This window comes from Streptococcus mitis (assembly GCF_946190065.1).
In the GTDB taxonomy this organism is placed as follows: domain Bacteria; phylum Bacillota; class Bacilli; order Lactobacillales; family Streptococcaceae; genus Streptococcus; species Streptococcus mitis_DE.
In genome coordinates this window covers 1-25,057 of sequence record NZ_CAMHZD010000017.1, presented here as the reverse complement: position 1 = coordinate 25,057, position 25,057 = coordinate 1, and the positions used below count along the sequence as shown (strand labels likewise).

Here is a 25,057-nt window from a genome sequence, read left to right as displayed (position 1 = left end):
AATGAAATGGGAAAATATCAATTAGACGATAAGGGGCGTGCACAAGTGACCCGTTATCACGAGAAACACTCTAAAGGTGGAGCTGGTAAGAAAGAACGTTTGCTCAACCTCAGAGAACAATTTTTAAACAAGAACAAGAAAAAATAAAAGTGAGAGCCAGCTCTCGCTTTTCTCTTAGTGGGAGGTAAGAATGGAACTACGAAGACCAATATTAGCAGATAAAGTAACAGTTTTAGAGATGATGGAAGAGTTTGAAAAGAGCCAATCAGGACATGATGGAGGATTTTGGGATACAGAGAACTTTGTGTATGAAGAGTGGTTGGAAACAAATATGCAAAAAGAGATGGGAATAAACTTGCCTGAAAATCGTGTTCCTTCTATTCAATTTGTATCATTTGATGATGTAGGTCGTGCTCTAGGATTTTTGAATCTGCGATTGAGACTGAATGAGGGGTTACTGAATTATGCTGGCTACATTGGCTACACCATTCGTCTATCAGAAAGAGGTAAAGGTTATGCTAAGGAAACTCTCAGTCAGGGCTTGCAAGTTGCTAAGGAAAAGAACATCAAGAGAATTCTTGTGACCTGTAGCGTGAATAATCCTGCTAGCAGAGCAGTCATTTTAGCAAATGGAGGAATTCTTGAAGATGTTCGTAATGGAGTCGAGCGTTATTGGATAGAGGTAGCAAATGAATAATCCTAAACCACAAGAATGGAAAAGCGAGGAACTCAGTCAAGGGCGGATTATTGATTACAAGGCCTTCAACTTTGTAGATGGAGAGGGTGTGCGTAACTCTCTCTATGTAGCAGGTTGCATGTTTCACTGCGAGGGATGTTATAATGTAGCGACTTGGTCTTTCAAGGCAGGAATTCCCTATACAGCAGAATTAGAAGAACAGATTATGGCAGATCTTGCTCAACCCTATGTTCAAGGCTTGACTTTGCTGGGAGGGGAGCCTTTTCTCAATACTGGGATTCTTTTGCCACTCGTTAAGCGCATTCGGAAGGAATTGCCAGATAAAGACATCTGGTCCTGGACGGGCTATACTTGGGAAGAAATGATGTTGGAAACTCCAGATAAACTGGAACTATTGTCGCTAATTGACATCCTTGTCGATGGACGGTATGACCGAACTAAGAGAAATCTCATGCTCCAGTTTCGAGGTTCGTCCAACCAACGAATTATCGATGTGCAAAAATCGCTCCAAAGTGGGCAAGTAGTGATTTGGGATAAGCTTACTGACGGAAAAGAAAGCTATGAACAGGTGAAGAGAGAGTAACTTTCTTCCATAAAATACATAAATAAATGACCTGCTAAAAAAGAAAACATTTTCATGTTAAAAATTTTAAAAAACAGCAACAAATCCCTTGCAATCGCAGGGGCTTTGTGTTATTCTATTATGGTGCTGTAAATTACAGCTTTAGCTTTGATGCAAGAGGTTGCGACACGCTCGGTTGCATTGCCACGCAACACCGCGTCGGTTTTCTTGTGGAGCTAGCCTATTATCTTAAATAGACGAAAAGGAGAAAAAGATGGCAAACAAAAAAATCCGTATCCGTTTGAAAGCTTACGAACACCGTACGCTTGACACAGCGGCTGCAAAAATCGTAGAATCAGCTACTCGTACAGGTGCACAAGTTGCGGGTCCAATCCCACTTCCAACTGAACGTAGCCTCTACACAATCATTCGTGCGACTCACAAATACAAAGACTCTCGCGAACAATTTGAAATGCGTACACACAAACGTTTGATCGATATCGTTAACCCAACTCAAAAAACAGTTGATGCTTTGATGAAATTGGATCTTCCAAGTGGTGTAAACGTAGAAATCAAACTTTAATCTAAAGCTTGATATCTTGAGCATAAAAAACGCTCGTTAAAAACTTTTTGAATAAAAATATAGAAAAGGAACTATTTTCTCATGACAAAAGGAATCTTAGGGAAAAAAGTGGGAATGACTCAAATCTTCACTGAAGCTGGCGAATTGATCCCTGTAACAGTTATTGAAGCAACTCCAAACGTTGTTCTTCAAGTTAAAACTGTTGAAACAGACGGATACAACGCTATCCAAGTTGGTTTTGATGACAAACGCGAAGTATTGAGCAACAAACCTGCTAAAGGACATGTAGCGAAAGCTAACACGGCTCCTAAGCGCTTCATTCGTGAATTCAAAAACGTTGAAGGCTTGGAAGTTGGTGCTGAAATCACAGTTGAAACATTCGCAGCTGGAGACGTTGTTGACGTAACTGGTACTTCTAAAGGTAAAGGTTTCCAAGGTGTTATCAAGCGCCACGGACAATCACGTGGACCAATGGCTCACGGTTCTCGTTACCACCGTCGTCCAGGTTCTATGGGACCTGTTGCACCTAACCGCGTATTCAAAGGTAAAAACCTTGCAGGACGTATGGGTGGTGACCGCGTAACAATTCAAAACCTTGAAGTTGTACAAGTTGTTCCAGAAAAGAACGTTATCCTTATCAAAGGTAACGTACCAGGTGCTAAGAAATCTCTTATCACTATCAAGTCAGCAGTTAAAGCTGGTAAATAATAAGGAAAGGGGAATACAGTCAAAATGGCAAATGTAACATTATTCGACCAAACTGGTAAACAAGCTGGCGAAGTTGTTCTTAACGATGCAATCTTTGGTATCGAACCAAACCAATCTGTTGTGTTTGATGTGATCATCAGCCAACGTGCTAGCCTTCGTCAAGGAACTCACGCAGTTAAAAACCGCTCAGCTGTTTCAGGTGGCGGACGCAAACCATGGCGTCAAAAAGGAACTGGACGTGCTCGTCAAGGTTCTATCCGCTCTCCACAATGGCGTGGTGGTGGAATCGTCTTCGGACCAACTCCACGTAGCTATGCGTACAAACTTCCTCAAAAAGTTCGTCGCCTTGCGCTTAAATCTGTTTACTCAGAAAAAGTTGCTGAAAATAAATTTGTAGCCGTTGATTCTCTTGAATTTACAGCTCCAAAAACTGCTGAATTTGCAAAAGTTCTTGCAGCTTTGAGCATCGATTCTAAAGTCCTTGTTATTCTTGAAGAAGGAAACGAATTCGCAGCTCTCTCAGCTCGTAACCTTCCAAACGTGAAAGTTGCGACTGCTACAACTGCAAGTGTTCTTGACATCGCAAATAGTGACAAACTTCTTGTTACTCAAGCAGCTATCTCTAAAATCGAGGAGGTTCTTGCATAATGAATTTGTATGATGTTATCAAAAAACCTGTAATCACTGAAAGCTCAATGGCTCAACTTGAAGCAGGAAAATATGTATTTGAAGTTGACACTCGTGCACACAAACTTTTGATCAAGCAAGCTGTTGAAGCTGCTTTCGAAGGTGTTAAAGTTGCAAATGTTAACACAATCAACGTAAAACCAAAAGCTAAACGTGTTGGACGTTACACTGGTTTTACTAACAAAACTAAAAAAGCTATCATCACACTTACAGCTGATTCTAAAGCAATCGAGTTGTTTGCTGCTGAAGCTGAATAATCTAAGGAGGAAATATCGTGGGAATTCGTGTTTATAAACCAACAACAAACGGTCGCCGTAATATGACTTCTTTGGATTTCGCTGAAATCACAACAAGCACTCCTGAAAAATCATTGCTTGTTGCATTGAAGAGCAAGGCTGGTCGTAACAACAACGGTCGTATCACAGTTCGTCACCAAGGTGGTGGACACAAACGTTTCTACCGTTTGGTTGACTTCAAACGTAACAAAGACAACGTTGAAGCAGTTGTTAAAACAATCGAGTACGATCCAAACCGTTCTGCAAACATCGCTCTTGTACACTACACTGACGGTGTGAAAGCATACATCATCGCTCCAAAAGGTCTTGAAGTAGGTCAACGTATCGTTTCAGGTCCAGAAGCAGATATCAAAGTCGGAAACGCTCTTCCACTTGCTAACATCCCAGTTGGTACTTTGATCCACAACATCGAGTTGAAACCTGGTCGTGGTGGTGAATTGGTACGTGCTGCTGGTGCATCTGCTCAAGTATTGGGTTCTGAAGGTAAATACGTTCTTGTTCGTCTTCAATCAGGTGAAGTTCGTATGATTCTTGGAACTTGCCGTGCTACAGTTGGTGTTGTCGGAAACGAACAACACGGACTTGTAAACCTTGGTAAAGCAGGACGTAGCCGTTGGAAAGGTATCCGCCCAACAGTTCGTGGTTCTGTAATGAACCCTAACGATCACCCACACGGTGGTGGTGAAGGTAAAGCACCAGTTGGTCGTAAAGCACCATCTACTCCATGGGGCAAACCTGCTCTTGGTCTTAAAACTCGTAACAAGAAAGCGAAATCTGACAAACTTATCGTTCGTCGTCGCAACGAGAAATAATATTAAACTAGTCGCTTAAGCAACTAGTAAATCCGCCAGCTCGGTAGCGCTCCATAGGAGCGCAAGCCGCTGTGGTACAACATTTAAAGGAGAAAATATAAAAATGGGACGCAGTCTTAAAAAAGGACCTTTCGTCGATGAGCATTTGATGAAAAAAGTTGAAGCTCAAGCTAACGACGAAAAGAAAAAAGTTATTAAAACTTGGTCACGTCGTTCAACGATCTTCCCAAGTTTCATTGGTTACACTATTGCAGTTTATGACGGACGTAAACACGTACCTGTTTACATCCAAGAAGACATGGTAGGTCACAAACTTGGTGAATTTGCACCGACTCGTACTTACAAAGGTCACGCTGCAGACGACAAGAAAACACGTAGAAAATAAGGAGAACATAAATGGCAGAAATTACTTCAGCTAAAGCAATGGCTCGTACAGTACGTGTTTCACCTCGTAAATCACGTCTTGTTCTTGATAACATCCGTGGTAAAAGCGTAGCCGATGCAATCGCAATCTTGACATTCACTCCAAACAAAGCCGCTGAAATCATCTTGAAAGTTTTGAACTCAGCTGTAGCTAACGCTGAAAACAACTTTGGTTTGGATAAAGCTAACTTGGTAGTATCTGAAGCATTCGCAAACGAAGGACCAACTATGAAACGTTTCCGTCCACGTGCGAAAGGTTCAGCTTCACCAATCAACAAACGTACAGCTCACATCACTGTAGCTGTTGCAGAAAAATAAGGAGGTAAAATCGTGGGTCAAAAAGTACATCCAATTGGTATGCGTGTCGGCATCATCCGTGATTGGGATGCCAAATGGTATGCTGAAAAAGAATACGCGGATTACCTTCATGAAGATCTTGCAATCCGTAAATTCGTTCAAAAAGAACTTGCTGACGCAGCGGTTTCAACTATCGAAATCGAACGCGCAGTAAACAAAGTTAACGTTTCACTTCACACTGCTAAACCAGGTATGGTTATCGGTAAAGGTGGTGCTAACGTTGATGCACTCCGTGCGAAACTTAACAAATTGACTGGAAAACAAGTACACATCAACATCATCGAAATCAAACAACCTGATTTGGATGCTCACCTTGTAGGTGAAGGAATTGCTCGTCAATTGGAGCAACGTGTTGCTTTCCGTCGTGCACAAAAACAAGCAATCCAACGTGCAATGCGTGCTGGAGCAAAAGGAATCAAAACTCAAGTATCAGGTCGTTTGAACGGTGCAGATATCGCCCGTGCTGAAGGATACTCTGAAGGAACTGTTCCACTTCACACACTTCGTGCAGATATCGATTACGCTTGGGAAGAAGCAGATACTACATACGGTAAACTTGGTGTTAAAGTATGGATCTACCGTGGTGAAGTTCTTCCAGCTCGCAAAAACACTAAAGGAGGTAAATAACCAATGTTAGTACCTAAACGTGTTAAACACCGTCGTGAATTCCGTGGAAAAATGCGCGGTGAAGCAAAAGGTGGAAAAGAAGTAGCATTTGGTGAATACGGTCTTCAAGCTACAACTAGCCACTGGATCACTAACCGCCAAATCGAAGCTGCTCGTATCGCCATGACTCGTTACATGAAACGTGGTGGTAAAGTTTGGATTAAAATCTTCCCACACAAATCATACACTGCTAAAGCTATCGGTGTGCGTATGGGATCTGGTAAAGGGGCACCTGAAGGTTGGGTAGCACCAGTTAAACGTGGTAAAGTGATGTTCGAAATTGCTGGTGTATCTGAAGAGATTGCACGCGAAGCGCTTCGTCTTGCTAGCCACAAATTGCCAGTTAAATGTAAATTCGTAAAACGTGAAGCAGAATAAGGAGAAGGCATGAAACTTAATGAAGTAAAAGAATTTGTTAAAGAACTTCGTGGTCTTTCTCAAGAAGAACTCGCGAAGCGCGAAAACGAATTGAAAAAAGAATTGTTTGAACTTCGTTTCCAAGCTGCTACTGGTCAATTGGAACAAACAGCTCGCTTGAAAGAAGTTAAAAAACAAATCGCTCGTATCAAAACAGTTCAATCTGAAGCGAAATAATAGACTAGGGAAGGAGAAATTTCAATGGAACGCAATAATCGTAAAGTTCTTGTTGGACGTGTTGTATCTGACAAAATGGACAAGACAATCACAGTTGTAGTTGAAACAAAACGTAACCACCCAGTCTATGGTAAACGTATTAACTACTCTAAAAAATACAAAGCTCATGATGAAAACAATGTTGCCAAAGAAGGCGATATCGTACGTATCATGGAAACTCGCCCGCTTTCAGCTACAAAACGTTTCCGTCTTGTAGAAGTTGTTGAAGAAGCGGTCATCATCTAATCAAACCTGAAAGGAGAAAACTGAAATGATTCAAACAGAAACTCGTTTGAAAGTCGCAGACAACAGCGGTGCTCGTGAAATCTTGACTATCAAAGTTCTTGGTGGTTCAGGACGTAAATTTGCAAACATCGGTGATGTTATCGTGGCATCTGTAAAACAAGCTACTCCTGGTGGTGCGGTTAAAAAAGGTGACGTTGTTAAAGCAGTTATCGTTCGTACTAAATCAGGTGCTCGTCGTGCTGATGGTTCATACATCAAATTTGACGAAAACGCAGCAGTTATCATCCGTGAAGACAAAACTCCTCGCGGAACACGTATCTTTGGCCCAGTTGCACGTGAATTGCGTGAAGGTGGCTTCATGAAGATCGTGTCACTTGCTCCAGAAGTACTTTAATTTTTAGAAACAAACTAGTCCCCTGGATTTACCTCCAGGGTGCCCTTATGGGCGTAAGAAAAATCAAGGAGAAACCTAATGTTTGTAAAAAAAGGCGACAAAGTTCGCGTAATCGCTGGTAAAGATAAGGGAACAGAAGCTGTTGTCCTTACTGCCCTTCCAAAAGTAAACAAAGTTATCGTTGAAGGTGTTAACATCGTTAAGAAACACCAACGTCCAACTAACGAGCTTCCTCAAGGTGGTATCATCGAAAAAGAAGCAGCTATCCACGTATCAAACGTTCAAGTTTTGGACAAAAATGGTGTAGCTGGTCGTGTTGGTTACAAATTTGTAGACGGTAAAAAAGTTCGCTACAACAAAAAATCAGGCGAAGTGCTTGATTAATCACGAAGGAAAGGAGAAGTATAATGGCAAATCGTTTAAAAGAAAAATATCTTAATGAAGTAGTTCCTGCTTTGACAGAACAATTCAACTACTCATCAGTGATGGCTGTGCCTAAAGTAGATAAGATCGTTTTGAACATGGGTGTTGGTGAAGCTGTATCAAACGCTAAAAGCCTTGAAAAAGCTGCTGAAGAATTGGCACTTATCTCAGGTCAAAAACCACTTATCACTAAAGCTAAAAAATCAATCGCCGGCTTCCGTCTTCGTGAAGGTGTTGCGATCGGTGCAAAAGTTACCCTTCGTGGTGAACGTATGTACGAATTCTTGGATAAATTGGTTTCAGTTTCACTTCCACGTGTACGTGACTTCCACGGTGTTCCAACAAAATCATTTGATGGACGCGGAAACTACACACTTGGTGTGAAAGAACAATTGATCTTCCCAGAAATCAACTTCGATGACGTTGACAAAACTCGTGGTCTTGACATCGTTATCGTAACAACTGCTAACACTGACGAAGAGTCACGTGCATTGCTTACAGGCCTTGGAATGCCTTTTGCAAAATAATATAGGAGGTAAATCTAATGGCTAAAAAATCAATGATTGCTAAGAACAAACGTCCAGCGAAGTTCTCTACTCAAGCTTATACTCGTTGTGAAAAATGTGGTCGTCCACATTCAGTTTACCGCAAATTTAAACTTTGCCGTGTTTGCTTCCGTGAATTAGCTTACAAAGGACAAATTCCTGGTGTAACAAAAGCATCTTGGTAATTTAAGATATCAAGGGCGTCAAAACTCTAAGTGAAAATAGGAAACTTGACGAAGAAACTGAAGTTTCTAGGAAAGTTTATCTTTTTCACACAGAGTTTAGCCCGGGTTCAGTTGGACTTGCCAATTTGAACACGAGCTACAGCTTTGGCAAAACAGACCAATTTTCTTTGGAGCATCGCTCCTGTATCAAATTGCCTATTTTTGCTCTTGCTGTTACGCTCTTTGTATCATGTATTAACTAGCAAGTGCAACTTGCAAACTACTAGTAAGAGGAGAAAAACAAAATGGTTATGACTGACCCAATCGCAGACTTCCTAACTCGTATTCGTAACGCTAACCAAGCTAAACACGAAGTACTTGAAGTACCTGCATCAAACATCAAAAAAGGGATTGCTGAAATCCTTAAACGCGAAGGTTTTGTAAAAAACGTTGAAATCATCGAAGATGACAAACAAGGCATCATCCGTGTATTCCTTAAATACGGACCAAACGGTGAAAAAGTTATCACTAACTTGAAACGTGTTTCTAAACCAGGACTTCGTGTCTACAAAAAACGTGAAGACCTTCCAAAAGTTCTTAACGGACTTGGAATTGCTATCCTTTCAACTTCTGAAGGTTTGCTTACTGATAAAGAAGCACGCCAAAAGAATGTTGGTGGAGAAGTTATCGCTTACGTTTGGTAAAATCAAGATACAAAGCTCGTAAAGAACAAAGCAAAATTAGGAAGTTGGAGAAGTTTGTTTACAAACAAGCCAACTTATCTATTTTGCACAGTTCTTAGAGCGTGTTCAATTTAGCTATTGAACTCAATAAGTATCTTTAACCCCGTGAAAACTGGCCATTATGGCCTGACAATTTAACAGGAGAAAATAAACATGTCACGTATTGGTAATAAAGTTATCGTGTTGCCTGCTGGTGTTGAAATCACTAACAATGACAACGTTGTAACTGTAAAAGGACCTAAAGGAGAACTTACTCGTGAGTTCTCAAAAGATATTGAAATCCGTGTGGAAGGTACTGAAGTAACTCTTCACCGTCCAAACGATTCAAAAGAAATGAAAACTATTCACGGAACTACTCGTGCCCTTTTGAACAACATGGTTGTTGGTGTATCAGAAGGATTCAAGAAAGAACTTGAAATGCGCGGGGTTGGTTACCGTGCACAACTTCAAGGATCTAAACTTGTTTTGGCTGTTGGTAAATCTCATCCAGACGAAGTTGAAGCTCCAGAAGGAATTACTTTTGAACTTCCAAATCCAACAACAATCGTTGTTAGCGGAATTTCAAAAGAAGTAGTTGGTCAAACAGCTGCTTACGTACGTAGCCTTCGTTCACCAGAACCATATAAAGGTAAAGGTATCCGTTACGTTGGTGAATTCGTTCGCCGTAAAGAAGGTAAAACAGGTAAATAATGTTGAGTGGTTGATTCTCAACCACCAACCTATTTTCCAACTTTGTGCATAGCACACGATTTAAAACTAAAGAGGTGAAAACTGTGATTTCAAAACCAGATAAAAACAAACTCCGCCAAAAACGCCACCGTCGCGTTCGCGGAAAACTCTCTGGAACTGCTGATCGCCCACGTTTGAACGTATTCCGTTCTAATACAGGCATCTACGCTCAAGTGATTGATGACGTAGCGGGTGTAACGCTCGCAAGTGCTTCAACTCTTGACAAAGAAGTTTCAAAAGGAACTAAAACTGAACAAGCCGTTGCTGTCGGTAAACTCGTTGCAGAACGTGCAAACGCTAAAGGTATTTCAGAAGTGGTGTTCGACCGCGGTGGATATCTATATCACGGACGTGTGAAAGCTTTGGCTGATGCAGCTCGTGAAAACGGATTGAAATTCTAATAGGAGGACACTAGAAAATGGCATTTAAAGACAATGCAGTTGAATTAGAAGAACGCGTAGTTGCTGTCAACCGTGTTACAAAAGTTGTTAAAGGTGGACGTCGTCTTCGTTTCGCAGCTCTTGTTGTTGTTGGTGACCACAACGGTCGCGTAGGATTTGGTACTGGTAAAGCTCAAGAAGTTCCAGAAGCAATCCGTAAAGCAGTAGATGATGCTAAGAAAAACTTGATCGAAGTTCCTATGGTTGGAACAACAATCCCACACGAAGTTCTTTCAGAATTCGGTGGAGCTAAAGTATTGTTGAAACCTGCTGTAGAAGGTTCTGGAGTTGCCGCTGGTGGTGCAGTTCGTGCCGTTGTGGAATTGGCAGGTGTGGCAGATATTACATCTAAATCACTTGGTTCTAACACTCCAATCAACATTGTTCGTGCAACTGTTGAAGGTTTGAAACAATTGAAACGCGCTGAAGAAGTTGCTGCCCTTCGTGGTATTTCAGTTTCTGATTTGGCATAAGAAAGGGGATAAAATGGCTCAAATTAAAATTACTTTGACTAAGTCTCCAATCGGACGCATTCCATCACAACGTAAAACTGTTGTAGCACTTGGACTTGGCAAATTGAACAGCTCTGTTATTAAAGAAGACAACGCTGCTATCCGTGGTATGATCACAGCAGTATCTCACTTGGTAACAGTTGAAGAAGTAAACTAATGAATTTTTAGGGGATGTGCAGTATACCATCCCCTAAAACTAGATATAGTCATTTATGATGACGTCGTATAGGCGAGTTGATGGGGGAGACAACCTTTTCTCCCTTATCGGCGCTAGCATTTTACAAAAGAGGAGAAAATAAAAATGAAACTTCATGAATTGAAACCTGCAGAAGGTTCTCGTAAAGTACGTAACCGCGTTGGTCGTGGTACTTCATCAGGTAACGGTAAAACATCTGGTCGTGGTCAAAAAGGTCAAAAAGCTCGTAGCGGTGGCGGAGTTCGCCTTGGTTTTGAAGGTGGACAAACTCCATTGTTCCGTCGTCTTCCAAAACGTGGATTCACTAACATCAACGCTAAAGAATACGCAATTGTGAACCTTGACCAATTGAACGTCTTTGAAGATGGTGCTGAAGTTACTCCAGTTGTTCTTATCGAAGCAGGAATTGTTAAAGCTGAAAAATCAGGTATTAAAATTCTTGGTAACGGTGAGTTGACTAAGAAATTGACTGTGAAAGCAGCTAAATTCTCTAAATCAGCTGAAGAAGCTATCACTGCTAAAGGTGGTTCAGTAGAAGTCATCTAAGAGAGGTGACCTATGTTTTTTAAATTATTAAGAGAAGCTCTTAAAGTCAAGAAGGTTCGATCAAAAATTTTATTTACAATTTTTATCGTTTTGGTTTTTCGTATCGGAACTAGCATTACAGTTCCTGGTGTGAATGCCAATAGCTTGAATGCTTTAAGTGGATTATCCTTCTTAAACATGTTGAGCTTGGTGTCAGGGAATGCCTTGAAAAACTTCTCAGTTTTTGCTCTTGGTGTTAGCCCTTACATTACGGCCTCTATCGTTGTTCAACTCTTGCAAATGGATATTTTACCCAAGTTTGTAGAGTGGGGTAAACAAGGGGAAGTAGGTCGAAGAAAATTGAATCAAGCTACTCGTTATATTGCTCTTGTTTTAGCCTTTGTGCAATCTATCGGGATTACAGCTGGTTTTAATACTTTGGCTGGAGCTCAATTGTTGAAAACAGCTCTTACTCCACAAGTCTTTATCATGATTGGTATCATCTTAACAGCTGGTAGCATGATTGTTACTTGGTTGGGGGAGCAAATTACAGATAAGGGATACGGAAATGGTGTTTCTATGATTATCTTTGCCGGGATTGTTGCCTCAATTCCAGAGATGATTCAGGGCATCTATGTGGACTACTTTGTGAACGTCCCAAGTAGCCGTATCAACTCATCTATCATTTTCGTAATCATTTTGATTATTACTGTATTGTTGATTATTTACTTTACAACTTATGTTCAACAAGCAGAATACAAAATTCCAATCCAATATACTAAGGTTGCACAAGGTGCTCCATCTAGCTCTTACCTTCCTTTGAAGGTAAACCCTGCTGGAGTTATCCCTGTTATCTTTGCAAGTTCGATCACTGCAGCGCCAGCGGCTATTCTTCAGTTTTTGAGCGCTACAGGTCATGATTGGGCTTGGGTAAGAACAGCACAAGAAATGCTGGCAACAACTTCACCAACTGGTATTGCCATGTATGCTTTATTGATTATTCTCTTTACATTCTTCTATACGTTTGTACAGATTAATCCTGAAAAAGCGGCAGAGAACCTACAAAAGAGCGGTGCCTATATCCACGGAGTTCGTCCTGGTAAAGGTACAGAAGAATATATGTCTAAACTTCTTCGTCGTCTTGCAACTGTTGGTTCTCTCTTCCTTGGTGTGATTTCTATTTTACCGATTGTAGCAAAAGATTTCTTTGGACTTTCAGAGGCAGTTGCTTTTGGAGGAACCAGTCTTTTGATCATTATCTCTACAGGTATTGAAGGAATCAAACAATTGGAAGGTTACCTATTGAAACGTAAGTATGTTGGTTTCATGGATAGAACAGAATAAAAGCATTTACTGACTCAGTAAATGCTGAGGGAGTGGAGGTTTAAACTCTGACATTTGTGAGAGTTTGGTCTCCCCTCTTCTATTTTGTTTTTAAATAGGGGTGAAAAGACTTTTTGCTTCTATTTAAAAATAAAATAAGGAGATCAAATCATGAATCTTTTGATTATGGGCTTACCTGGTGCAGGTAAGGGAACTCAAGCAGCAAAAATTGTAGAACAATTCCATGTTGCACATATCTCAACAGGTGATATGTTCCGTGCTGCTATGGCAAATCAAACTGAAATGGGTGTTCTTGCTAAGTCATACATTGACAAGGGTGAATTGGTTCCTGATGAAGTTACAAATGGAATCGTAAAAGAACGTCTTTCACAAGATGATATTAAAGAAACAGGATTCTTGTTGGATGGTTACCCACGTACAATCGAACAAGCTCATGCCTTGGACAAAACATTGGCTGAACTTGGCATTGAACTAGAGGGTGTCATCAACATTGAAGTGAATCCAGATAGCCTCTTGGAACGTTTAAGTGGCCGTATTATCCACCGCGTAACTGGAGAAACTTTCCACAAGGTCTTTAACCCACCAGTTGACTATAAAGAAGAAGATTATTACCAACGTGAAGATGATAAACCTGAGACAGTGAAACGTCGTTTGGATGTTAATATTGCTCAAGGAGAACCAATCATTGCTCACTACCGTGCCAAAGGTTTGGTTCATGACATCGAAGGTAATCAAGATATCAATGATGTCTTCTCAGATATCGAAAAAGTATTGACAAATTTGAAATAAAGCGTTTTTCACACTTGCAAAAATCCGCTACAAATGTTATACTGAGATAGTCTGACTTATAATTGTTGTCTCTGTGTCTAGAGGCATCGAATCGAAATTTATGGAGGTGCTTTTGCGTGGCAAAAGACGATGTGATTGAAGTTGAAGGCAAAGTAGTTGATACAATGCCGAATGCAATGTTTACGGTTGAACTTGAAAATGGACATCAGATTTTAGCAACAGTTTCTGGTAAAATTCGTAAAAACTATATTCGTATTTTAGCGGGAGATCGTGTTACTGTCGAAATGAGTCCATATGACTTGACACGTGGACGTATCACTTACCGCTTTAAATAATCGAAAAACTTGGAGGGATAAGAAATGAAAGTAAGACCATCGGTCAAACCAATTTGCGAATACTGTAAAGTTATTCGTCGTAATGGTCGTGTTATGGTAATTTGCCCAGCAAATCCAAAACACAAACAACGTCAAGGATAAGATAGAAAGGAGAAAACATGGCTCGTATTGCTGGAGTTGACATTCCAAATGACAAACGCGTAGTAATCTCATTGACTTATGTTTATGGTATCGGACTTGCAACATCTAAGAAAATTTTGGCTGCTGCTGGAATCTCAGAAGATGTTCGTGTACGTGATCTTACATCAGATCAAGAAGATGCTATCCGTCGTGAAGTGGATGCAATCAAAGTTGAAGGTGACCTTCGTCGTGAAGTAAACTTGAACATCAAACGTTTGATGGAAATCGGTTCATACCGTGGTATCCGTCACCGTCGTGGACTTCCTGTCCGTGGACAAAACACTAAAAACAACGCTCGCACTCGTAAAGGTAAAGCTGTTGCGATTGCTGGTAAGAAAAAATAATATAGGAGGTAAAAGTCTTGGCTAAACCAACACGTAAACGTCGTGTGAAAAAGAATATCGAATCTGGTATTGCTCATATTCACGCTACATTTAATAACACTATTGTTATGATTACTGATGTGCATGGTAATGCAATTGCTTGGTCATCAGCTGGTGCTCTTGGTTTCAAAGGTTCTCGTAAATCTACACCATTCGCTGCTCAAATGGCTTCTGAAGCTGCTGCTAAATCTGCACAAGAACACGGTCTTAAATCAGTTGAAGTTACTGTAAAAGGTCCAGGTTCTGGTCGTGAGTCAGCTATTCGTGCGCTTGCTGCCGCTGGTCTTGAAGTAACAGCAATTCGTGATGTGACTCCAGTGCCACACAATGGTGCTCGTCCTCCAAAACGTCGCCGTGTATAATCATCGCATTACACTGCTTTTCGTTTAAGAGGGAGTAACTAAATGATCGAGTTTGAAAAACCAAATATAACAAAAATTGATGAAAATAAAGATTATGGCAAGTTTGTAATCGAACCACTTGAACGTGGCTACGGTACAACTCTTGGTAACTCTCTTCGTCGTGTACTTCTAGCTTCTCTACCAGGAGCAGCTGTGACATCTATCAATATTGATGGTGTGTTACATGAGTTTGACACAGTTCCAGGTGTTCGTGAAGACGTGATGCAAATCATTCTGAACATTAAAGGAATTGCAGTGAAATCGTACGTTGAAGACGAAAAAATCATCGAACTAGATGTTGAAGGTCCTGCTGAAGTAACAGCTGGTGACATTTTGACAGATAGCGATATCGAAATTGTAAATCCAGATCATTATCTTTTTACAATCGGTGAAGGTTCTTCTCTAAAAGCGACTATGACTGTTAACAGTGGTCGTGGATATGTACCTGCTGATGAAAATAAAAAAGATAATGCACCAGTTGGAACACTTGCTGTAGATTCTATTTATACACCAGTTACAAAAGTCAACTATCAAGTGGAACCTGCTCGTGTAGGTAGCAATGATGGATTTGACAAATTAACCCTTGAAATCTTAACTAATGGAACAATTATTCCAGAAGATGCTTTAGGGCTTTCAGCACGTATTTTGACAGAACATCTTGATTTGTTTACAAATCTTACTGAGATTGCCAAGTCAACTGAAGTGATGAAAGAAGCTGACACTGAATCTGACGACCGTATTTTGGATCGTACGATTGAGGAACTGGATTTGTCTGTGCGTTCATACAACTGTTTGAAACGTGCCGGTATCAATACCGTGCATGACTTGACAGAAAAATCTGAAGCAGAGATGATGAAAGTACGAAATCTTGGACGCAAGAGTTTGGAAGAAGTGAAATTCAAACTTATTGATTTGGGTCTTGGATTAAAAGATAAATAAAGGAGGAATAAATGGCTTACCGTAAACTAGGACGCACTAGCTCACAACGTAAAGCAATGCTTCGCGATTTGACAACTGACCTTTTGATCAACGAATCAATCGTGACAACTGAAGCTCGTGCTAAAGAAATCCGTAAAACTGTTGAAAAAATGATTACTCTAGGTAAACGTGGTGATTTGCATGCACGTCGTCAAGCAGCTGCTTTCGTACGTAATGAAATCGCATCTGAAAACTATGATGAAGCAACTGACAAGTACACTTCTACTACAGCACTTCAAAAATTGTTCTCAGAAATCGCACCTCGTTATGCTGAACGTAACGGTGGATACACTCGTATCCTTAAAACTGAACCACGTCGTGGTGATGCAGCGCCAATGGCGATCATCGAATTAGTATAAAATCATCAATTTTGTTGAGTGTTATGATGATGGAGTCTTGTACTCTTAGTCTAGCTCTGGTCTACCGCTAGGATTTAGGTCCTAGCGGGAACACTCATCATAAGTTGGGATAGTAGACGCTTGTTTACGAAATTGTTTTTTTCCTAAGAACAACTTCGTAAGCAGGCGTTTTTGAGTATTTTAGTTAGAATTATGCTATACTATTTAAGAAGAAATCTGCTAAATGTTCAGGTTTCCTATTTTAAGAAGAATTGGAGTTTGCTTATGAAAGCGATTATAACTGTTGTTGGTAAAGATAAATCTGGAATTGTTGCAGGTGTTTCTGGTAAAATTGCAGAATTGGGATTGAATATTGACGATATCTCTCAAACTGTTTTGGATGAATATTTCACGATGATGGCTGTCGTCTCTAGTGATAAAAAGCAAGATTTTACCTATCTTCGTAATGAATTTGAAGCTTTTGGGCAAACTTTGAATGTAAAAATCAATATTCAGAGTGCAGCGATTTTCGAAGCTATGTATAACATCTAGGAGGTGCACATGGATATTAGACAAGTTACTGAAACCATCGCTATGATTGAGGAGCAAAACTTCGATATTAGAACCATTACCATGGGAATTTCCCTTTTGGACTGTATTGATCCAGATATTGAACGTGCTGCGGAGAAAATTTATCAAAAGATTACGACCAAGGCGGCTAATTTAGTGGCTGTTGGGGATGAAATTGCAGCTGAGTTGGGAATTCCTATCGTTAATAAGCGTGTATCGGTGACTCCTATTTCTCTGATTGGAGCAGCGACAGATGCGACAGACTATGTGGTTCTGGCAAAAGCGCTTGATAAGGCTGCGAAAGAAATTGGTGTGGACTTTATCGGTGGTTTCTCTGCCTTGGTACAAAAGGGTTATCAAAAGGGAGATGAGATTCTCATCAATTCTATTCCTCGGGCTTTGGCAGAAACAGACAAGGTCTGCTCGTCAGTTAATATCGGCTCAACCAAGTCTGGTATTAATATGACTGCTGTGGCAGATATGGGACGTATTATCAAGGAAACGGCAACTCTATCTGATATGGGTGCTGCTAAGTTGGTTGTATTCGCTAATGCTGTTGAGGACAATCCGTTTATGGCAGGTGCCTTCCACGGTGTTGGAGAAGCTGATGTTATCATCAATGTCGGGGTTTCTGGTCCTGGTGTGGTAAAGCGTGCCTTGGAAAAAGTTCGTGGTGAGAGCTTTGACGTAGTAGCCGAAACAGTCAAGAAGACTGCATTTAAAATCACTCGTATTGGTCAATTGGTTGGACAGATGGCCAGCGAGAGACTGGGTGTGGAGTTTGGTATTGTTGACTTGAGTTTGGCGCCAACTCCTGCGGTTGGAGACTCTGTAGCACGTGTCCTAGAAGAAATGGGACTAGAGACGGTTGGTACGCATGGAACGACGGCTGCCTTGGCTCTCTTGAACGACCAAGTTAAGAAGGGCGGAGTTATGGCTTGCAACCAAGTTGGTGGTTTGTCTGGTGCTTTTATCCCTGTTTCAGAGGATGAAGGAATGATTGCTGCAGTGCAAAATGGCTCTCTTAATCTGGAAAAACTAGAAGCTATGACTGCTATCTGTTCCGTTGGTTTGGATATGATTGCCATTCCAGAAGATACACCTGCTGAAACCATTGCGGCCATGATTGCAGATGAGGCTGCAATTGGTGTTATCAACATGAAAACTACGGCTGTTCGTATCATTCCCAAAGGAAAAGAAGGTGATATGATTGAGTTTGGAGGCCTATTAGGAACTGCACCTGTTATGAAAATCAATGGAGCTTCGTCTGTCGATTTCATCTCTCGTGGAGGACAAATTCCAGCACCAATTCATAGTTTTAAAAATTAAGAAAATAGGAGAAATTTTAAGTTCTATTTAAGGTTAGGTATGTATACTGTAATCATTAAATAAAGACCTCCTAATATTATTTGAAACAGATAACACTGATTTAGTTTGAATTTGATTTTCATCTAATATCTTTATTTAATAGAACTCCTAAACTTTTTCATAATAATCTCCTGCAAAAGTCGCCTGTATGGGTGGCTTTTGTTTTATCATCCATGATATAATAGAAACAAACGGAGGACGGAAAATGGTAAAAGTACGATTGTATTTGGTACGTCATGGCAAGACTATGTTTAACACGATTGGTCGCGCGCAAGGTTGGAGCGATACACCCTTAACAGCTGAAGGTGAGCGAGGGATTCAAGAATTAGGAATCGGTTTGAGAGAATCTGGTCTACAGTTTGAGCGCGCTTATTCGAGTGATTCTGGCCGCACCATTCAGACAATGGGAATCATCCTTGATGAACTTGGTTTGCAGGGGAAAATCCCTTATCGCATGGACAAGCGTATCAGAGAATGGTGTTTCGGTAGTTTTGACGGAGCTTATGATGGTGATCTTTTCATGGGCATTATTCCTCGTATCTTTAATGTGGACCATGTTCATCAATTGTCTTATGCTGAACTGGCTGAGGGCTTGGTAGAGGTCGATACAGCTGGTTGGGCTGAAGGTTGGGAAAAACTCAGTGGTCGAATCAAGGAAGGATTTGAAGCGATTGCCAAAGAAATGGAAGAACAAGGCGGTGGCAATGCCCTTGTCGTCAGCCACGGAATGACCATTGGAACCATTGTTTATCTGATTAATGGCATGCATCCGCATGGTCTAGATAATGGTAGCGTGACGATCCTTGAATATGAGGACGGCCAGTTTAGCGTAGAAGTTGTCGGCGACCGTAGTTACCGAGAACTAGGACGTGAGAAGATGCTAGAGAAAAATAATTGATAGAAGTTAGCTCCAAGTGTGGGCTAATTTTTTGTACTGCTAAATAAGCTGGATTTGCGATTCGGTCTTTCTTGGCATACAAGCCCAAAAGAACATTTCTCGTCTTTCAAATTCCCTCAAAAATGGTATAATAGTAACATCACAAAATTGGAGAGAGACCATGAGTTTTTACAATCATAAAGAAATTGAGCCTAAGTGGCAGGGCTACTGGGCAGAACATCATACATTTAAGACAGGAACAGATGCCTCAAAACCGAAGTTTTATGCTCTTGATATGTTCCCTTATCCATCTGGAGCGGGTCTGCACGTAGGACACCCAGAAGGTTATACTGCAACCGATATCCTCAGCCGTTACAAACGTGCGCAAGGCTACAATGTCCTTCACCCAATGGGATGGGATGCCTTTGGTTTGCCTGCAGAGCAATACGCTATGGATACGGGGAATGACCCAGCAGAATTTACAGCTGAGAACATTGCCAACTTCAAACGCCAAATCAATGCGCTTGGATTTTCTTACGACTGGGATCGTGAAGTCAATACGACAGATCCAAACTACTACAAGTGGACTCAATGGATTTTCACTAAGCTTTACGAAAAAGGATTGGCCTATGAAGCGGAAGTACCAGTAAACTGGGTTGAGGAATTGGGAACAGCCATCGCTAACGAAGAAGTTCTTCCTGACGGAACATCTGAGCGTGGAGGCTATCCAGTTGTCCGCAAACCAATGCGCCAATGGATGCTCAAAATCACGGCTTACGCAGAGCGCTTGCTCAATGACTTAGATGAACTTGATTGGCCAGAGTCTATCAAGGACATGCAACGCAACTGGATTGGGAAATCAACTGGTGCTAATGTAACTTTTAAAGTTAAGGGAACAGACAAGGAATTCACAGTCTTTACAACTCGTCCTGATACTCTTTTCGGTGCAACTTTCACTGTTTTGGCTCCTGAGCATGATTTGGTTGACGCTATCACAAGTCCAGAGCAAGCAGAGGCAGTAGCTGACTATAAACACCAAGCTAGCCTCAAGTCTGACTTGGCTCGTACGGACCTTGCCAAAGAAAAAACAGGGGTTTGGACTGGTGCTTATGCCGTCAACCCTGTCAATGGTAAGGAAATTCCAATCTGGATTGCCGACTATGTTCTTGCTAGTTACGGAACAGGTGCCGTTATGGCTGTGCCTGCCCACGATCAACGTGACTGGGAATTTGCCAAACAATTTGACCTTCCAATCGTAGAAGTACTTGAAGGTGGAAATGTAGCAGAAGCTGCCTACACAGAAGATGGCCTTCACGTTAATTCAGACTTCCTAGATGGACTCAACAAAGAAGACGCAATTGCTAAGATTGTGGCTTGGTTGGAAGAAAAAGGCTGTGGTCAAGAGAAGGTGACCTACCGTCTCCGCGACTGGCTCTTTAGCCGTCAACGTTACTGGGGTGAGCCAATTCCTATCATTCATTGGGAAGACGGAACTTCAACAGCTGTTCCTGAAAATGAATTGCCACTTGTCTTGCCAGTAACCAAGGATATCCGTCCTTCAGGTACTGGTGAAAGTCCACTAGCTAATTTGACAGATTGGCTTGAAGTGACTCGTGAAGATGGTGTCAAAGGTCGTCGCGAGACCAACACAATGCCACAATGGGCAGGTTCAAGCTGGTACTACCTCCGCTATATTGACCCGCACAATACTGAGAAATTGGCCGATGAGGAGCTCCTCAAACAATGGTTGCCAGTAGATATCTACGTGGGTGGTGCAGAGCATGCCGTTCTTCACTTGCTTTATGCTCGTTTCTGGCACAAATTCCTCTATGACCTCGGTGTTGTTCCAACTAAGGAACCATTCCAAAAACTCTTTAACCAAGGGATGATTTTGGGAACCAGCTACCGTGACCACCGTGGGGCTCTTGTGGCGACTGACAAGGTTGAAAAACGTGACGGTTCCTTCTTCCATGTAGAAACAGGTGAAGAGTTAGAGCAAGCGCCAGCTAAGATGTCTAAATCGCTCAAGAACGTGGTTAACCCTGACGATGTGGTGGAACAATACGGTGCCGATACCCTTCGTGTTTATGAAATGTTTATGGGACCACTTGATGCTTCGATTGCTTGGTCAGAAGAAGGTCTGGAAGGAAGCCGTAAGTTCCTTGACCGTGTTTACCGCTTGATTACAAGTAAAGAAATAGCTGCGGAAAACAATGGCGCTCTTGACAAAGTTTACAACGAAACTGTTAAAGCTGTCACAGAACAAATCGAATCCCTCAAATTCAACACAGCCATTGCCCAACTTATGGTCTTTGTCAATGCAGCTAACAAGGAAGACAAGCTTTATGCAGACTACGCCAAAGGCTTTATCCAATTGATTGCACCATTTGCGCCTCACTTGGCAGAAGAGCTCTGGCAAACAGTTGCAGCAACAGGTGAGTCAATCTCTTATGTGGCTTGGCCAACTTGGGACGAAAGCAAATTGGTTGAAGACGAAATCGAAATTGTCGTCCAAATCAAAGGTAAAGTCCGTGCCAAACTCATGGTCGCTAAAGACCTATCACGAGAAGAATTGCAAGAAATTGCTCTGGCTGACGAAAAAGTCAAAGCAGAAATTGACGGTAAGGAAATCGTGAAGGTGATTGCGGTACCGAATAAATTGGTTAATATTGTTGTGAAATAAGATAGGAATCCTTCAGAATAGAATCTGGAGGATTTTTTATTTGACAGGAAGTTTCTATTTTGTTAATATGATTAACAAAGAAAAGAGAGATTATGGATAAAAAAGACTTTATTACATTTAATAATCGTTTCAATAGGTTTATTTTAGCGTTTGAACAGTTAAAAAAAAATCAACATAAAAGTGGTGTTGACAAATCTATTACGTTGAATGAGGTACATTTGATTGTTGTGATTGGGAAAAATCAGCCCTTAAATCTAGTAAAATTATCTGAATTATTAGAAGTTTCAAGAAGTGCAATAACTCAAAGTGTTAGGAGATTGATTCAAAAAAATTTAGTTGTTTTTGATTTTGATCCGAATAATGGGAAAAATAAATATTTGAGATTATCTGAAAAAGGCATCGAAATTTTTAAAATCCATAAGGAGCAACAAGAATATATTGAAAAATCAATCTTTTCAGTTTTAAACAACTATAGCGAGGTGGAACTTAAAACCGTTGTGAAATTGATGGATGATATTGAAAAGGTGTGGGGAGAATTACCGTGGTAAAAGTCACGGTAAATTTCAAATATAATTGTTAAGCAAATTAACAAAAAGGAGAAGATATGACTGTAAACATAGAACTGATTTCACAAACAGATTTAGCGGATGAATCTTTTTATATTGCTATTAATGGTTTAGAACCAAGGGCAATGTATTGTGTAGAAATGTACCTGTCTGATTATTACTGTATAAATGCTCCCTTGCTTTTAGATCATGATGTTATATGGAAATCAACCGCAATTTTTTTATCTGATCAGGACGGTATGATTGATACCTCTCAGACAGCATCTATTTCGGGATCTTATAAAGGAGTTTCAGAAATGGGATTATTCTTTAATGCGAAACCGTTGAAGAATAGGAAAAGGAGATTACCTAGTTCTCTTGATAGAATTCCATTACGAGATTGTTTTGGTGTTGAAATTAAAATCAGGCTGGGGAAAGATATGGTCGCGGAGCAAAGTTTTGTAAGGCGTTATATGAATCTGGGAGTAAGATATCAAGATATCTATGACAAGCATTTTCAAGGTCGATTATTTTATGATGAAAAGTTAAGAAGGGCGCCAGCCGTGATTATTGTTAGCGGTAGTGAGGGAAGAATTGAAAAAGCTCAGAATATTGCCCAACTTTTATCTTCAAGAGGCTATATTTGTCTTGCGATAGCTTATTTTGGTTTAGAGGGATTACCCCAAAATTTAGAACGAATTCCAATAGAATGTCTGGAGGAGGCGAAAGATTTTCTATATCATCATCCTCAAGTTGATAATACAAAAATAGGAATATATGGTCGCTCTAAAGGAGCAGAGCTTGTTCTGGCTGGACAAAGTATTTTGGAAGATGTTCAATGTTTGGCACTCAATTCCCCCTCAAATGTAATATTTGAGGGAATAAAGGGAAAACTCAACTCTCATTCATCTTCTTGGACATATTTACAAAAGGAACTTCCTTATCAAAAATTTCAGTTAGGAGATTATTTGTTAAACAAGTTTTTTGGAAAACATATTCCTGAAGATAGAAGGGCTCAGATTGATGTGAGTAAAATTGTCTCTCCTTTATTATTACTAGGAAGTGATGTTGATGAAATATGGAATGCATCATCCGCGATAGATGATATTATTTCACACTATAAAGGGGAATCCATTTTGTTTAAAAAATACCATGAAACAGGGCATATGTTGACGGTTGCTTATCAACCGAATCATCGTTATCGAAAATATTGGCGCTTATTAATGAAAGAAAGTGTAGACTCTTGGTTTGCTACGATAAATTTTTTTGATACACATCTGAAGAATTTGTAGATAGTGCTGAACAGTACTATAATAGTCCTAACTAAGATAAAAACACAGTTCTGGTTGGTAGTCCAGTCTACAAAAGCAAACACTAAAACAAGAGAAATTTGAATACAAACAGTAAAAAATAGAGAGAAGCATAAGGGGCATTACCTCACTCGTTCCCATATTTGATTATTCCTCCATAAAGTGGATGGATGATTTTTATAAGAGGAGTTTGCATTATTGAATAGAAAACCAAGTGTTTCCTAAAATTTTCATTGAGATATGTTATACTATATTCAATAAGTGAAACAAGGAGAATACTATGCCAGTAAATGAATATGGTCAGATGATTGGTGAGTCAATGGAAGGTTATACACCAGGTGAATTGCCTGCTATTGATTTCTTAGAAGGGCGTTATGCTAGGATAGAGGCTCTCTCGGTAGAAAAGCATGCGGAGGATTTGCTAGCTGTTTATGGGTCTGATACGCCTCAGGAGATGTGGACCTACCTTTTTCAGGAGCCAGTAGCAGATATGGAGGAGCTGGTTACCCTTTTAAATCAGATGTTGGCTCGTAAGGACCGTTTTTACTATGCAATCATAGACAAGGCGACTGGTAAGGCTTTGGGAACTTTTTCCCTCATGCGAATTGATCAGAATAACCGAGCAATAGAAGTGGGAGCTGTCACTTTTTCTCCAAAACTCAGGGGGACACGGATAGGGACAGAAGCCCAGTATCTCTTGGCTTGCTATGTCTTTGAAGAGCTTAACTATCGTCGCTATGAGTGGAAATGCGATGCCCTAAATCTGCCATCCAGACGAGCAGCGGAACGTTTGGGATTTGTCTATGAAGGAACCTTCCGTCAGGCAGTCATTTATAAGGGGCGTACGAGGGATACGGATTGGTTGTCTATGATTGATAAGGACTGGCCTCAAGTCAAAGCTCGTTTGGAAGCATGGTTGCGTCCTGAAAATTTTGATAAAAATGGACAGCAGTACAAGAGCTTGAGGGAACTCTAAGAGGTGTTGACATGATAACCATTAGAAAGCAAGAAATTGTCAAGCTAGAGGATGTTTTGCATCTCTATCAGGCTGTCGGTTGGACAAATTATACCCATCAACCAGAGATGCTGGAGCAGGCCTTATCTCATTCATTAGTGATTTATGTGGCGCTTGATGGCGATGCTGTGGTGGGCTTGATTCGTTTGGTTGGAGATGGATTCTCATCAGTATTGGTTCAAGATTTAATCGTTTTACCTATCTATCAGCGTAAAGGGATTGGTAGCGCCCTAATGAAAGAGGCTTTAGAGGATTACAAAGATGTCTATCAAGTCCAGCTGGTGACAGAACAGACAGAAAAAACCTTGGGATTTTATCGTTCTATGGGTTTTGAAACTTTATCCACCTATGATTGTACAGGAATGATTTGGGTAAACAGAGAAAAATAACAAAACTTGTTTTTCTTAAGCAAAGTTTAAGGATGGTCTAGTATTATATAACCATTAAATAAAGACCTCCTAACTTTATTTAATGAAATCCTAAAACTTTTTTTTCATCATAATCTCCTAATGAAGTCACCCAATCGAGTCTACTGAAAAAGTCATCAACTTGATGGCTTTTTTGTTATACTAGAGATGAGGTGAAATAATGCTTGATAAT

General features: G+C 40.6%; 40 protein-coding genes. All 40 read left to right on the top strand.

Annotation, left to right across the window (positions count from 1 at the left end):
• Positions 1–6: 6 nt before the first annotated feature.
• The 40 genes from OCF96_RS08000 to OCF96_RS07805 all read left to right on the top strand — a co-directional run bounded on the left by OCF96_RS08000 (position 7) and on the right by OCF96_RS07805 (position 24,846).
• Positions 7–147, top strand: a complete 141-nt coding sequence (locus tag OCF96_RS08000; RefSeq protein WP_000521618.1) for a hypothetical protein — start codon at positions 7–9, stop codon at positions 145–147.
• A 43-nt stretch (positions 148–190) separates the two neighbouring features.
• On the top strand, positions 191–697 hold the full coding sequence (locus OCF96_RS07995; protein WP_261446869.1) for a GNAT family N-acetyltransferase: 507 nt from the start codon (positions 191–193) through the stop codon (positions 695–697).
• Complete coding sequence (nrdG, locus tag OCF96_RS07990; protein ID WP_261446868.1) at positions 690–1,280, top strand: anaerobic ribonucleoside-triphosphate reductase activating protein; 591 nt, start codon at positions 690–692, stop codon at positions 1,278–1,280. The genes OCF96_RS07995 and nrdG overlap by 8 nt, the downstream gene beginning before the upstream one ends.
• A gap of 253 nt (positions 1,281–1,533) precedes the next feature.
• Complete coding sequence (gene rpsJ, locus OCF96_RS07985) at positions 1,534–1,842, top strand: 30S ribosomal protein S10 (protein ID WP_001284513.1); 309 nt, start codon at positions 1,534–1,536, stop codon at positions 1,840–1,842.
• A gap of 81 nt (positions 1,843–1,923) precedes the next feature.
• A complete protein-coding gene (rplC, locus tag OCF96_RS07980; protein WP_000160197.1) occupies positions 1,924–2,550 on the top strand; it encodes a 50S ribosomal protein L3 in 627 nt (208 codons plus the stop codon).
• Between the two features lie 24 nt (positions 2,551–2,574).
• A complete protein-coding gene (gene rplD, locus OCF96_RS07975) occupies positions 2,575–3,198 on the top strand; it encodes a 50S ribosomal protein L4 (RefSeq protein WP_000024549.1) in 624 nt (207 codons plus the stop codon).
• Positions 3,198–3,494, top strand: a complete 297-nt coding sequence (locus tag OCF96_RS07970; protein WP_001055347.1) for a 50S ribosomal protein L23 — start codon at positions 3,198–3,200, stop codon at positions 3,492–3,494. The genes rplD and OCF96_RS07970 overlap by 1 nt, the downstream gene beginning before the upstream one ends.
• A 17-nt stretch (positions 3,495–3,511) precedes the next feature.
• The gene (rplB, locus tag OCF96_RS07965; RefSeq protein ID WP_000512911.1) at positions 3,512–4,345 is read left to right on the top strand and encodes a 50S ribosomal protein L2; all 834 of its coding nucleotides are present in this window, start codon (positions 3,512–3,514) and stop codon (positions 4,343–4,345) included.
• Between the two features lie 103 nt (positions 4,346–4,448).
• Positions 4,449–4,730, top strand: coding sequence for a 30S ribosomal protein S19 (gene rpsS, locus OCF96_RS07960; RefSeq protein WP_000533766.1), 282 nt, complete (start codon positions 4,449–4,451; stop codon positions 4,728–4,730).
• 11 nt (positions 4,731–4,741) lie between these two features.
• Entirely contained in the window at positions 4,742–5,086 is a 345-nt protein-coding gene (gene rplV / locus OCF96_RS07955) for a 50S ribosomal protein L22 (protein WP_000818137.1), read from the top strand.
• Positions 5,087–5,098: 12 nt separating this feature from the next.
• Complete coding sequence (gene rpsC, locus OCF96_RS07950; protein WP_000529936.1) at positions 5,099–5,752, top strand: 30S ribosomal protein S3; 654 nt, start codon at positions 5,099–5,101, stop codon at positions 5,750–5,752.
• A 3-nt stretch (positions 5,753–5,755) separates the two neighbouring features.
• A complete protein-coding gene (gene rplP, locus OCF96_RS07945) occupies positions 5,756–6,169 on the top strand; it encodes a 50S ribosomal protein L16 (protein ID WP_000960946.1) in 414 nt (137 codons plus the stop codon).
• A 9-nt stretch (positions 6,170–6,178) separates the two neighbouring features.
• A complete protein-coding gene (rpmC, locus tag OCF96_RS07940; RefSeq protein WP_000772918.1) occupies positions 6,179–6,385 on the top strand; it encodes a 50S ribosomal protein L29 in 207 nt (68 codons plus the stop codon).
• A 24-nt stretch (positions 6,386–6,409) separates the two neighbouring features.
• Complete coding sequence (rpsQ, locus tag OCF96_RS07935; RefSeq protein ID WP_000440801.1) at positions 6,410–6,670, top strand: 30S ribosomal protein S17; 261 nt, start codon at positions 6,410–6,412, stop codon at positions 6,668–6,670.
• Between the two features lie 25 nt (positions 6,671–6,695).
• Positions 6,696–7,064 carry a 50S ribosomal protein L14 gene (gene rplN, locus OCF96_RS07930; protein ID WP_000616545.1) on the top strand — a complete coding sequence of 123 codons (369 nt, stop codon included), beginning with the start codon at positions 6,696–6,698 and terminating at the stop codon, positions 7,062–7,064.
• A 78-nt stretch (positions 7,065–7,142) separates the two neighbouring features.
• Positions 7,143–7,448 (top strand): 50S ribosomal protein L24, encoded by a 306-nt coding sequence (gene rplX, locus OCF96_RS07925; RefSeq protein WP_000497691.1) that lies wholly within the window; start codon positions 7,143–7,145, stop codon positions 7,446–7,448.
• Between the two features lie 23 nt (positions 7,449–7,471).
• Positions 7,472–8,014: a 50S ribosomal protein L5 gene (gene rplE / locus OCF96_RS07920; protein ID WP_000013542.1), complete on the top strand. Its 543-nt coding sequence runs from the start codon at positions 7,472–7,474 to the stop codon at positions 8,012–8,014.
• Positions 8,015–8,031: 17 nt separating this feature from the next.
• A complete protein-coding gene (locus OCF96_RS07915; protein WP_001085697.1) occupies positions 8,032–8,217 on the top strand; it encodes a type Z 30S ribosomal protein S14 in 186 nt (61 codons plus the stop codon).
• A 284-nt stretch (positions 8,218–8,501) separates the two neighbouring features.
• Entirely contained in the window at positions 8,502–8,900 is a 399-nt protein-coding gene (rpsH, locus tag OCF96_RS07910) for a 30S ribosomal protein S8 (RefSeq protein ID WP_000245504.1), read from the top strand.
• Between the two features lie 192 nt (positions 8,901–9,092).
• Positions 9,093–9,629 (top strand): 50S ribosomal protein L6, encoded by a 537-nt coding sequence (gene rplF / locus OCF96_RS07905; RefSeq protein ID WP_000086626.1) that lies wholly within the window; start codon positions 9,093–9,095, stop codon positions 9,627–9,629.
• A gap of 83 nt (positions 9,630–9,712) precedes the next feature.
• Entirely contained in the window at positions 9,713–10,069 is a 357-nt protein-coding gene (gene rplR, locus OCF96_RS07900; RefSeq protein ID WP_000624044.1) for a 50S ribosomal protein L18, read from the top strand.
• A gap of 17 nt (positions 10,070–10,086) precedes the next feature.
• Positions 10,087–10,581, top strand: a complete 495-nt coding sequence (rpsE, locus tag OCF96_RS07895) for a 30S ribosomal protein S5 (protein ID WP_000874202.1) — start codon at positions 10,087–10,089, stop codon at positions 10,579–10,581.
• Positions 10,582–10,594: 13 nt separating this feature from the next.
• A complete protein-coding gene (gene rpmD / locus OCF96_RS07890) occupies positions 10,595–10,777 on the top strand; it encodes a 50S ribosomal protein L30 (protein ID WP_000057241.1) in 183 nt (60 codons plus the stop codon).
• A gap of 144 nt (positions 10,778–10,921) precedes the next feature.
• The gene (rplO, locus tag OCF96_RS07885) at positions 10,922–11,362 is read left to right on the top strand and encodes a 50S ribosomal protein L15 (protein ID WP_000766087.1); all 441 of its coding nucleotides are present in this window, start codon (positions 10,922–10,924) and stop codon (positions 11,360–11,362) included.
• 12 nt (positions 11,363–11,374) lie between these two features.
• On the top strand, positions 11,375–12,685 hold the full coding sequence (secY, locus tag OCF96_RS07880; protein WP_261446867.1) for a preprotein translocase subunit SecY: 1,311 nt from the start codon (positions 11,375–11,377) through the stop codon (positions 12,683–12,685).
• Positions 12,686–12,835: 150 nt separating this feature from the next.
• Positions 12,836–13,474, top strand: coding sequence for an adenylate kinase (locus tag OCF96_RS07875; RefSeq protein WP_001050436.1), 639 nt, complete (start codon positions 12,836–12,838; stop codon positions 13,472–13,474).
• Between the two features lie 116 nt (positions 13,475–13,590).
• Positions 13,591–13,809 (top strand): translation initiation factor IF-1, encoded by a 219-nt coding sequence (gene infA, locus OCF96_RS07870; RefSeq protein WP_001029883.1) that lies wholly within the window; start codon positions 13,591–13,593, stop codon positions 13,807–13,809.
• 24 nt (positions 13,810–13,833) lie between these two features.
• Positions 13,834–13,950: a 50S ribosomal protein L36 gene (gene rpmJ / locus OCF96_RS07865; protein WP_001808836.1), complete on the top strand. Its 117-nt coding sequence runs from the start codon at positions 13,834–13,836 to the stop codon at positions 13,948–13,950.
• 17 nt (positions 13,951–13,967) lie between these two features.
• Positions 13,968–14,333: a 30S ribosomal protein S13 gene (gene rpsM / locus OCF96_RS07860; protein ID WP_000090781.1), complete on the top strand. Its 366-nt coding sequence runs from the start codon at positions 13,968–13,970 to the stop codon at positions 14,331–14,333.
• Positions 14,334–14,350: 17 nt separating this feature from the next.
• Positions 14,351–14,734, top strand: a complete 384-nt coding sequence (gene rpsK, locus OCF96_RS07855; RefSeq protein ID WP_001118385.1) for a 30S ribosomal protein S11 — start codon at positions 14,351–14,353, stop codon at positions 14,732–14,734.
• 42 nt (positions 14,735–14,776) lie between these two features.
• Positions 14,777–15,712, top strand: coding sequence for a DNA-directed RNA polymerase subunit alpha (locus OCF96_RS07850; RefSeq protein WP_000568987.1), 936 nt, complete (start codon positions 14,777–14,779; stop codon positions 15,710–15,712).
• Positions 15,713–15,723: 11 nt separating this feature from the next.
• Positions 15,724–16,110: a 50S ribosomal protein L17 gene (rplQ, locus tag OCF96_RS07845; RefSeq protein WP_000331493.1), complete on the top strand. Its 387-nt coding sequence runs from the start codon at positions 15,724–15,726 to the stop codon at positions 16,108–16,110.
• 264 nt (positions 16,111–16,374) lie between these two features.
• Positions 16,375–16,641, top strand: coding sequence for an ACT domain-containing protein (locus OCF96_RS07840; RefSeq protein ID WP_000644130.1), 267 nt, complete (start codon positions 16,375–16,377; stop codon positions 16,639–16,641).
• Positions 16,642–16,650: 9 nt separating this feature from the next.
• Positions 16,651–17,988 carry a PFL family protein gene (locus OCF96_RS07835; protein ID WP_261446866.1) on the top strand — a complete coding sequence of 446 codons (1,338 nt, stop codon included), beginning with the start codon at positions 16,651–16,653 and terminating at the stop codon, positions 17,986–17,988.
• Positions 17,989–18,232: 244 nt separating this feature from the next.
• Positions 18,233–18,925: a histidine phosphatase family protein gene (locus tag OCF96_RS07830; RefSeq protein WP_084930196.1), complete on the top strand. Its 693-nt coding sequence runs from the start codon at positions 18,233–18,235 to the stop codon at positions 18,923–18,925.
• A 160-nt stretch (positions 18,926–19,085) separates the two neighbouring features.
• Complete coding sequence (gene leuS / locus OCF96_RS07825) at positions 19,086–21,587, top strand: leucine--tRNA ligase (RefSeq protein ID WP_261446865.1); 2,502 nt, start codon at positions 19,086–19,088, stop codon at positions 21,585–21,587.
• A 92-nt stretch (positions 21,588–21,679) separates the two neighbouring features.
• A complete protein-coding gene (locus OCF96_RS07820) occupies positions 21,680–22,135 on the top strand; it encodes a MarR family winged helix-turn-helix transcriptional regulator (protein WP_261049874.1) in 456 nt (151 codons plus the stop codon).
• Positions 22,136–22,191: 56 nt separating this feature from the next.
• Positions 22,192–23,424 carry an acyl-CoA thioesterase/BAAT N-terminal domain-containing protein gene (locus OCF96_RS07815; protein WP_261446864.1) on the top strand — a complete coding sequence of 411 codons (1,233 nt, stop codon included), beginning with the start codon at positions 22,192–22,194 and terminating at the stop codon, positions 23,422–23,424.
• A gap of 298 nt (positions 23,425–23,722) precedes the next feature.
• Complete coding sequence (locus tag OCF96_RS07810; RefSeq protein ID WP_261446863.1) at positions 23,723–24,418, top strand: GNAT family N-acetyltransferase; 696 nt, start codon at positions 23,723–23,725, stop codon at positions 24,416–24,418.
• Between the two features lie 11 nt (positions 24,419–24,429).
• Complete coding sequence (locus OCF96_RS07805) at positions 24,430–24,846, top strand: GNAT family N-acetyltransferase (protein WP_261446862.1); 417 nt, start codon at positions 24,430–24,432, stop codon at positions 24,844–24,846.
• The last annotated feature ends 211 nt before the right edge of the window (positions 24,847–25,057 follow it).

What these genes read in the sequence shown, in the direction of transcription:
- rplD (WP_000024549.1), top strand. Translation starts at nt 2,575, where the DNA reads ATGGCAAATGTAACATTATTCGACCAAACTGGTAAACAAGCTGGCGAA.
- OCF96_RS07820 (WP_261049874.1), top strand. Translation starts at nt 21,680, where the DNA reads ATGGATAAAAAAGACTTTATTACATTTAATAATCGTTTCAATAGGTTT.
- OCF96_RS07835 (WP_261446866.1), top strand. Translation starts at nt 16,651, where the DNA reads ATGGATATTAGACAAGTTACTGAAACCATCGCTATGATTGAGGAGCAA.
- rpsM (WP_000090781.1), top strand. Translation starts at nt 13,968, where the DNA reads ATGGCTCGTATTGCTGGAGTTGACATTCCAAATGACAAACGCGTAGTA.
- OCF96_RS07840 (WP_000644130.1), top strand. Translation starts at nt 16,375, where the DNA reads ATGAAAGCGATTATAACTGTTGTTGGTAAAGATAAATCTGGAATTGTT.
- OCF96_RS07850 (WP_000568987.1), top strand. Translation starts at nt 14,777, where the DNA reads ATGATCGAGTTTGAAAAACCAAATATAACAAAAATTGATGAAAATAAA.
- rpmC (WP_000772918.1), top strand. Translation starts at nt 6,179, where the DNA reads ATGAAACTTAATGAAGTAAAAGAATTTGTTAAAGAACTTCGTGGTCTT.
- secY (WP_261446867.1), top strand. Translation starts at nt 11,375, where the DNA reads ATGTTTTTTAAATTATTAAGAGAAGCTCTTAAAGTCAAGAAGGTTCGA.
- rpsS (WP_000533766.1), top strand. Translation starts at nt 4,449, where the DNA reads ATGGGACGCAGTCTTAAAAAAGGACCTTTCGTCGATGAGCATTTGATG.
- rplQ (WP_000331493.1), top strand. Translation starts at nt 15,724, where the DNA reads ATGGCTTACCGTAAACTAGGACGCACTAGCTCACAACGTAAAGCAATG.
- OCF96_RS07875 (WP_001050436.1), top strand. Translation starts at nt 12,836, where the DNA reads ATGAATCTTTTGATTATGGGCTTACCTGGTGCAGGTAAGGGAACTCAA.
- OCF96_RS07815 (WP_261446864.1), top strand. Translation starts at nt 22,192, where the DNA reads ATGACTGTAAACATAGAACTGATTTCACAAACAGATTTAGCGGATGAA.
- rplX (WP_000497691.1), top strand. Translation starts at nt 7,143, where the DNA reads ATGTTTGTAAAAAAAGGCGACAAAGTTCGCGTAATCGCTGGTAAAGAT.
- rplV (WP_000818137.1), top strand. Translation starts at nt 4,742, where the DNA reads ATGGCAGAAATTACTTCAGCTAAAGCAATGGCTCGTACAGTACGTGTT.
- rpsJ (WP_001284513.1), top strand. Translation starts at nt 1,534, where the DNA reads ATGGCAAACAAAAAAATCCGTATCCGTTTGAAAGCTTACGAACACCGT.
- OCF96_RS07915 (WP_001085697.1), top strand. Translation starts at nt 8,032, where the DNA reads ATGGCTAAAAAATCAATGATTGCTAAGAACAAACGTCCAGCGAAGTTC.
- rplE (WP_000013542.1), top strand. Translation starts at nt 7,472, where the DNA reads ATGGCAAATCGTTTAAAAGAAAAATATCTTAATGAAGTAGTTCCTGCT.
- rplP (WP_000960946.1), top strand. Translation starts at nt 5,756, where the DNA reads ATGTTAGTACCTAAACGTGTTAAACACCGTCGTGAATTCCGTGGAAAA.
- OCF96_RS08000 (WP_000521618.1), top strand. Translation starts at nt 7, where the DNA reads ATGGGAAAATATCAATTAGACGATAAGGGGCGTGCACAAGTGACCCGT.
- OCF96_RS07810 (WP_261446863.1), top strand. Translation starts at nt 23,723, where the DNA reads ATGCCAGTAAATGAATATGGTCAGATGATTGGTGAGTCAATGGAAGGT.
- nrdG (WP_261446868.1), top strand. Translation starts at nt 690, where the DNA reads ATGAATAATCCTAAACCACAAGAATGGAAAAGCGAGGAACTCAGTCAA.
- rplO (WP_000766087.1), top strand. Translation starts at nt 10,922, where the DNA reads ATGAAACTTCATGAATTGAAACCTGCAGAAGGTTCTCGTAAAGTACGT.
- rpmJ (WP_001808836.1), top strand. Translation starts at nt 13,834, where the DNA reads ATGAAAGTAAGACCATCGGTCAAACCAATTTGCGAATACTGTAAAGTT.
- OCF96_RS07830 (WP_084930196.1), top strand. Translation starts at nt 18,233, where the DNA reads ATGGTAAAAGTACGATTGTATTTGGTACGTCATGGCAAGACTATGTTT.
- OCF96_RS07995 (WP_261446869.1), top strand. Translation starts at nt 191, where the DNA reads ATGGAACTACGAAGACCAATATTAGCAGATAAAGTAACAGTTTTAGAG.
- rpmD (WP_000057241.1), top strand. Translation starts at nt 10,595, where the DNA reads ATGGCTCAAATTAAAATTACTTTGACTAAGTCTCCAATCGGACGCATT.
- rpsH (WP_000245504.1), top strand. Translation starts at nt 8,502, where the DNA reads ATGGTTATGACTGACCCAATCGCAGACTTCCTAACTCGTATTCGTAAC.
- leuS (WP_261446865.1), top strand. Translation starts at nt 19,086, where the DNA reads ATGAGTTTTTACAATCATAAAGAAATTGAGCCTAAGTGGCAGGGCTAC.
- rplF (WP_000086626.1), top strand. Translation starts at nt 9,093, where the DNA reads ATGTCACGTATTGGTAATAAAGTTATCGTGTTGCCTGCTGGTGTTGAA.
- rplN (WP_000616545.1), top strand. Translation starts at nt 6,696, where the DNA reads ATGATTCAAACAGAAACTCGTTTGAAAGTCGCAGACAACAGCGGTGCT.
- rplC (WP_000160197.1), top strand. Translation starts at nt 1,924, where the DNA reads ATGACAAAAGGAATCTTAGGGAAAAAAGTGGGAATGACTCAAATCTTC.
- OCF96_RS07970 (WP_001055347.1), top strand. Translation starts at nt 3,198, where the DNA reads ATGAATTTGTATGATGTTATCAAAAAACCTGTAATCACTGAAAGCTCA.
- rpsQ (WP_000440801.1), top strand. Translation starts at nt 6,410, where the DNA reads ATGGAACGCAATAATCGTAAAGTTCTTGTTGGACGTGTTGTATCTGAC.
- OCF96_RS07805 (WP_261446862.1), top strand. Translation starts at nt 24,430, where the DNA reads ATGATAACCATTAGAAAGCAAGAAATTGTCAAGCTAGAGGATGTTTTG.
- rpsE (WP_000874202.1), top strand. Translation starts at nt 10,087, where the DNA reads ATGGCATTTAAAGACAATGCAGTTGAATTAGAAGAACGCGTAGTTGCT.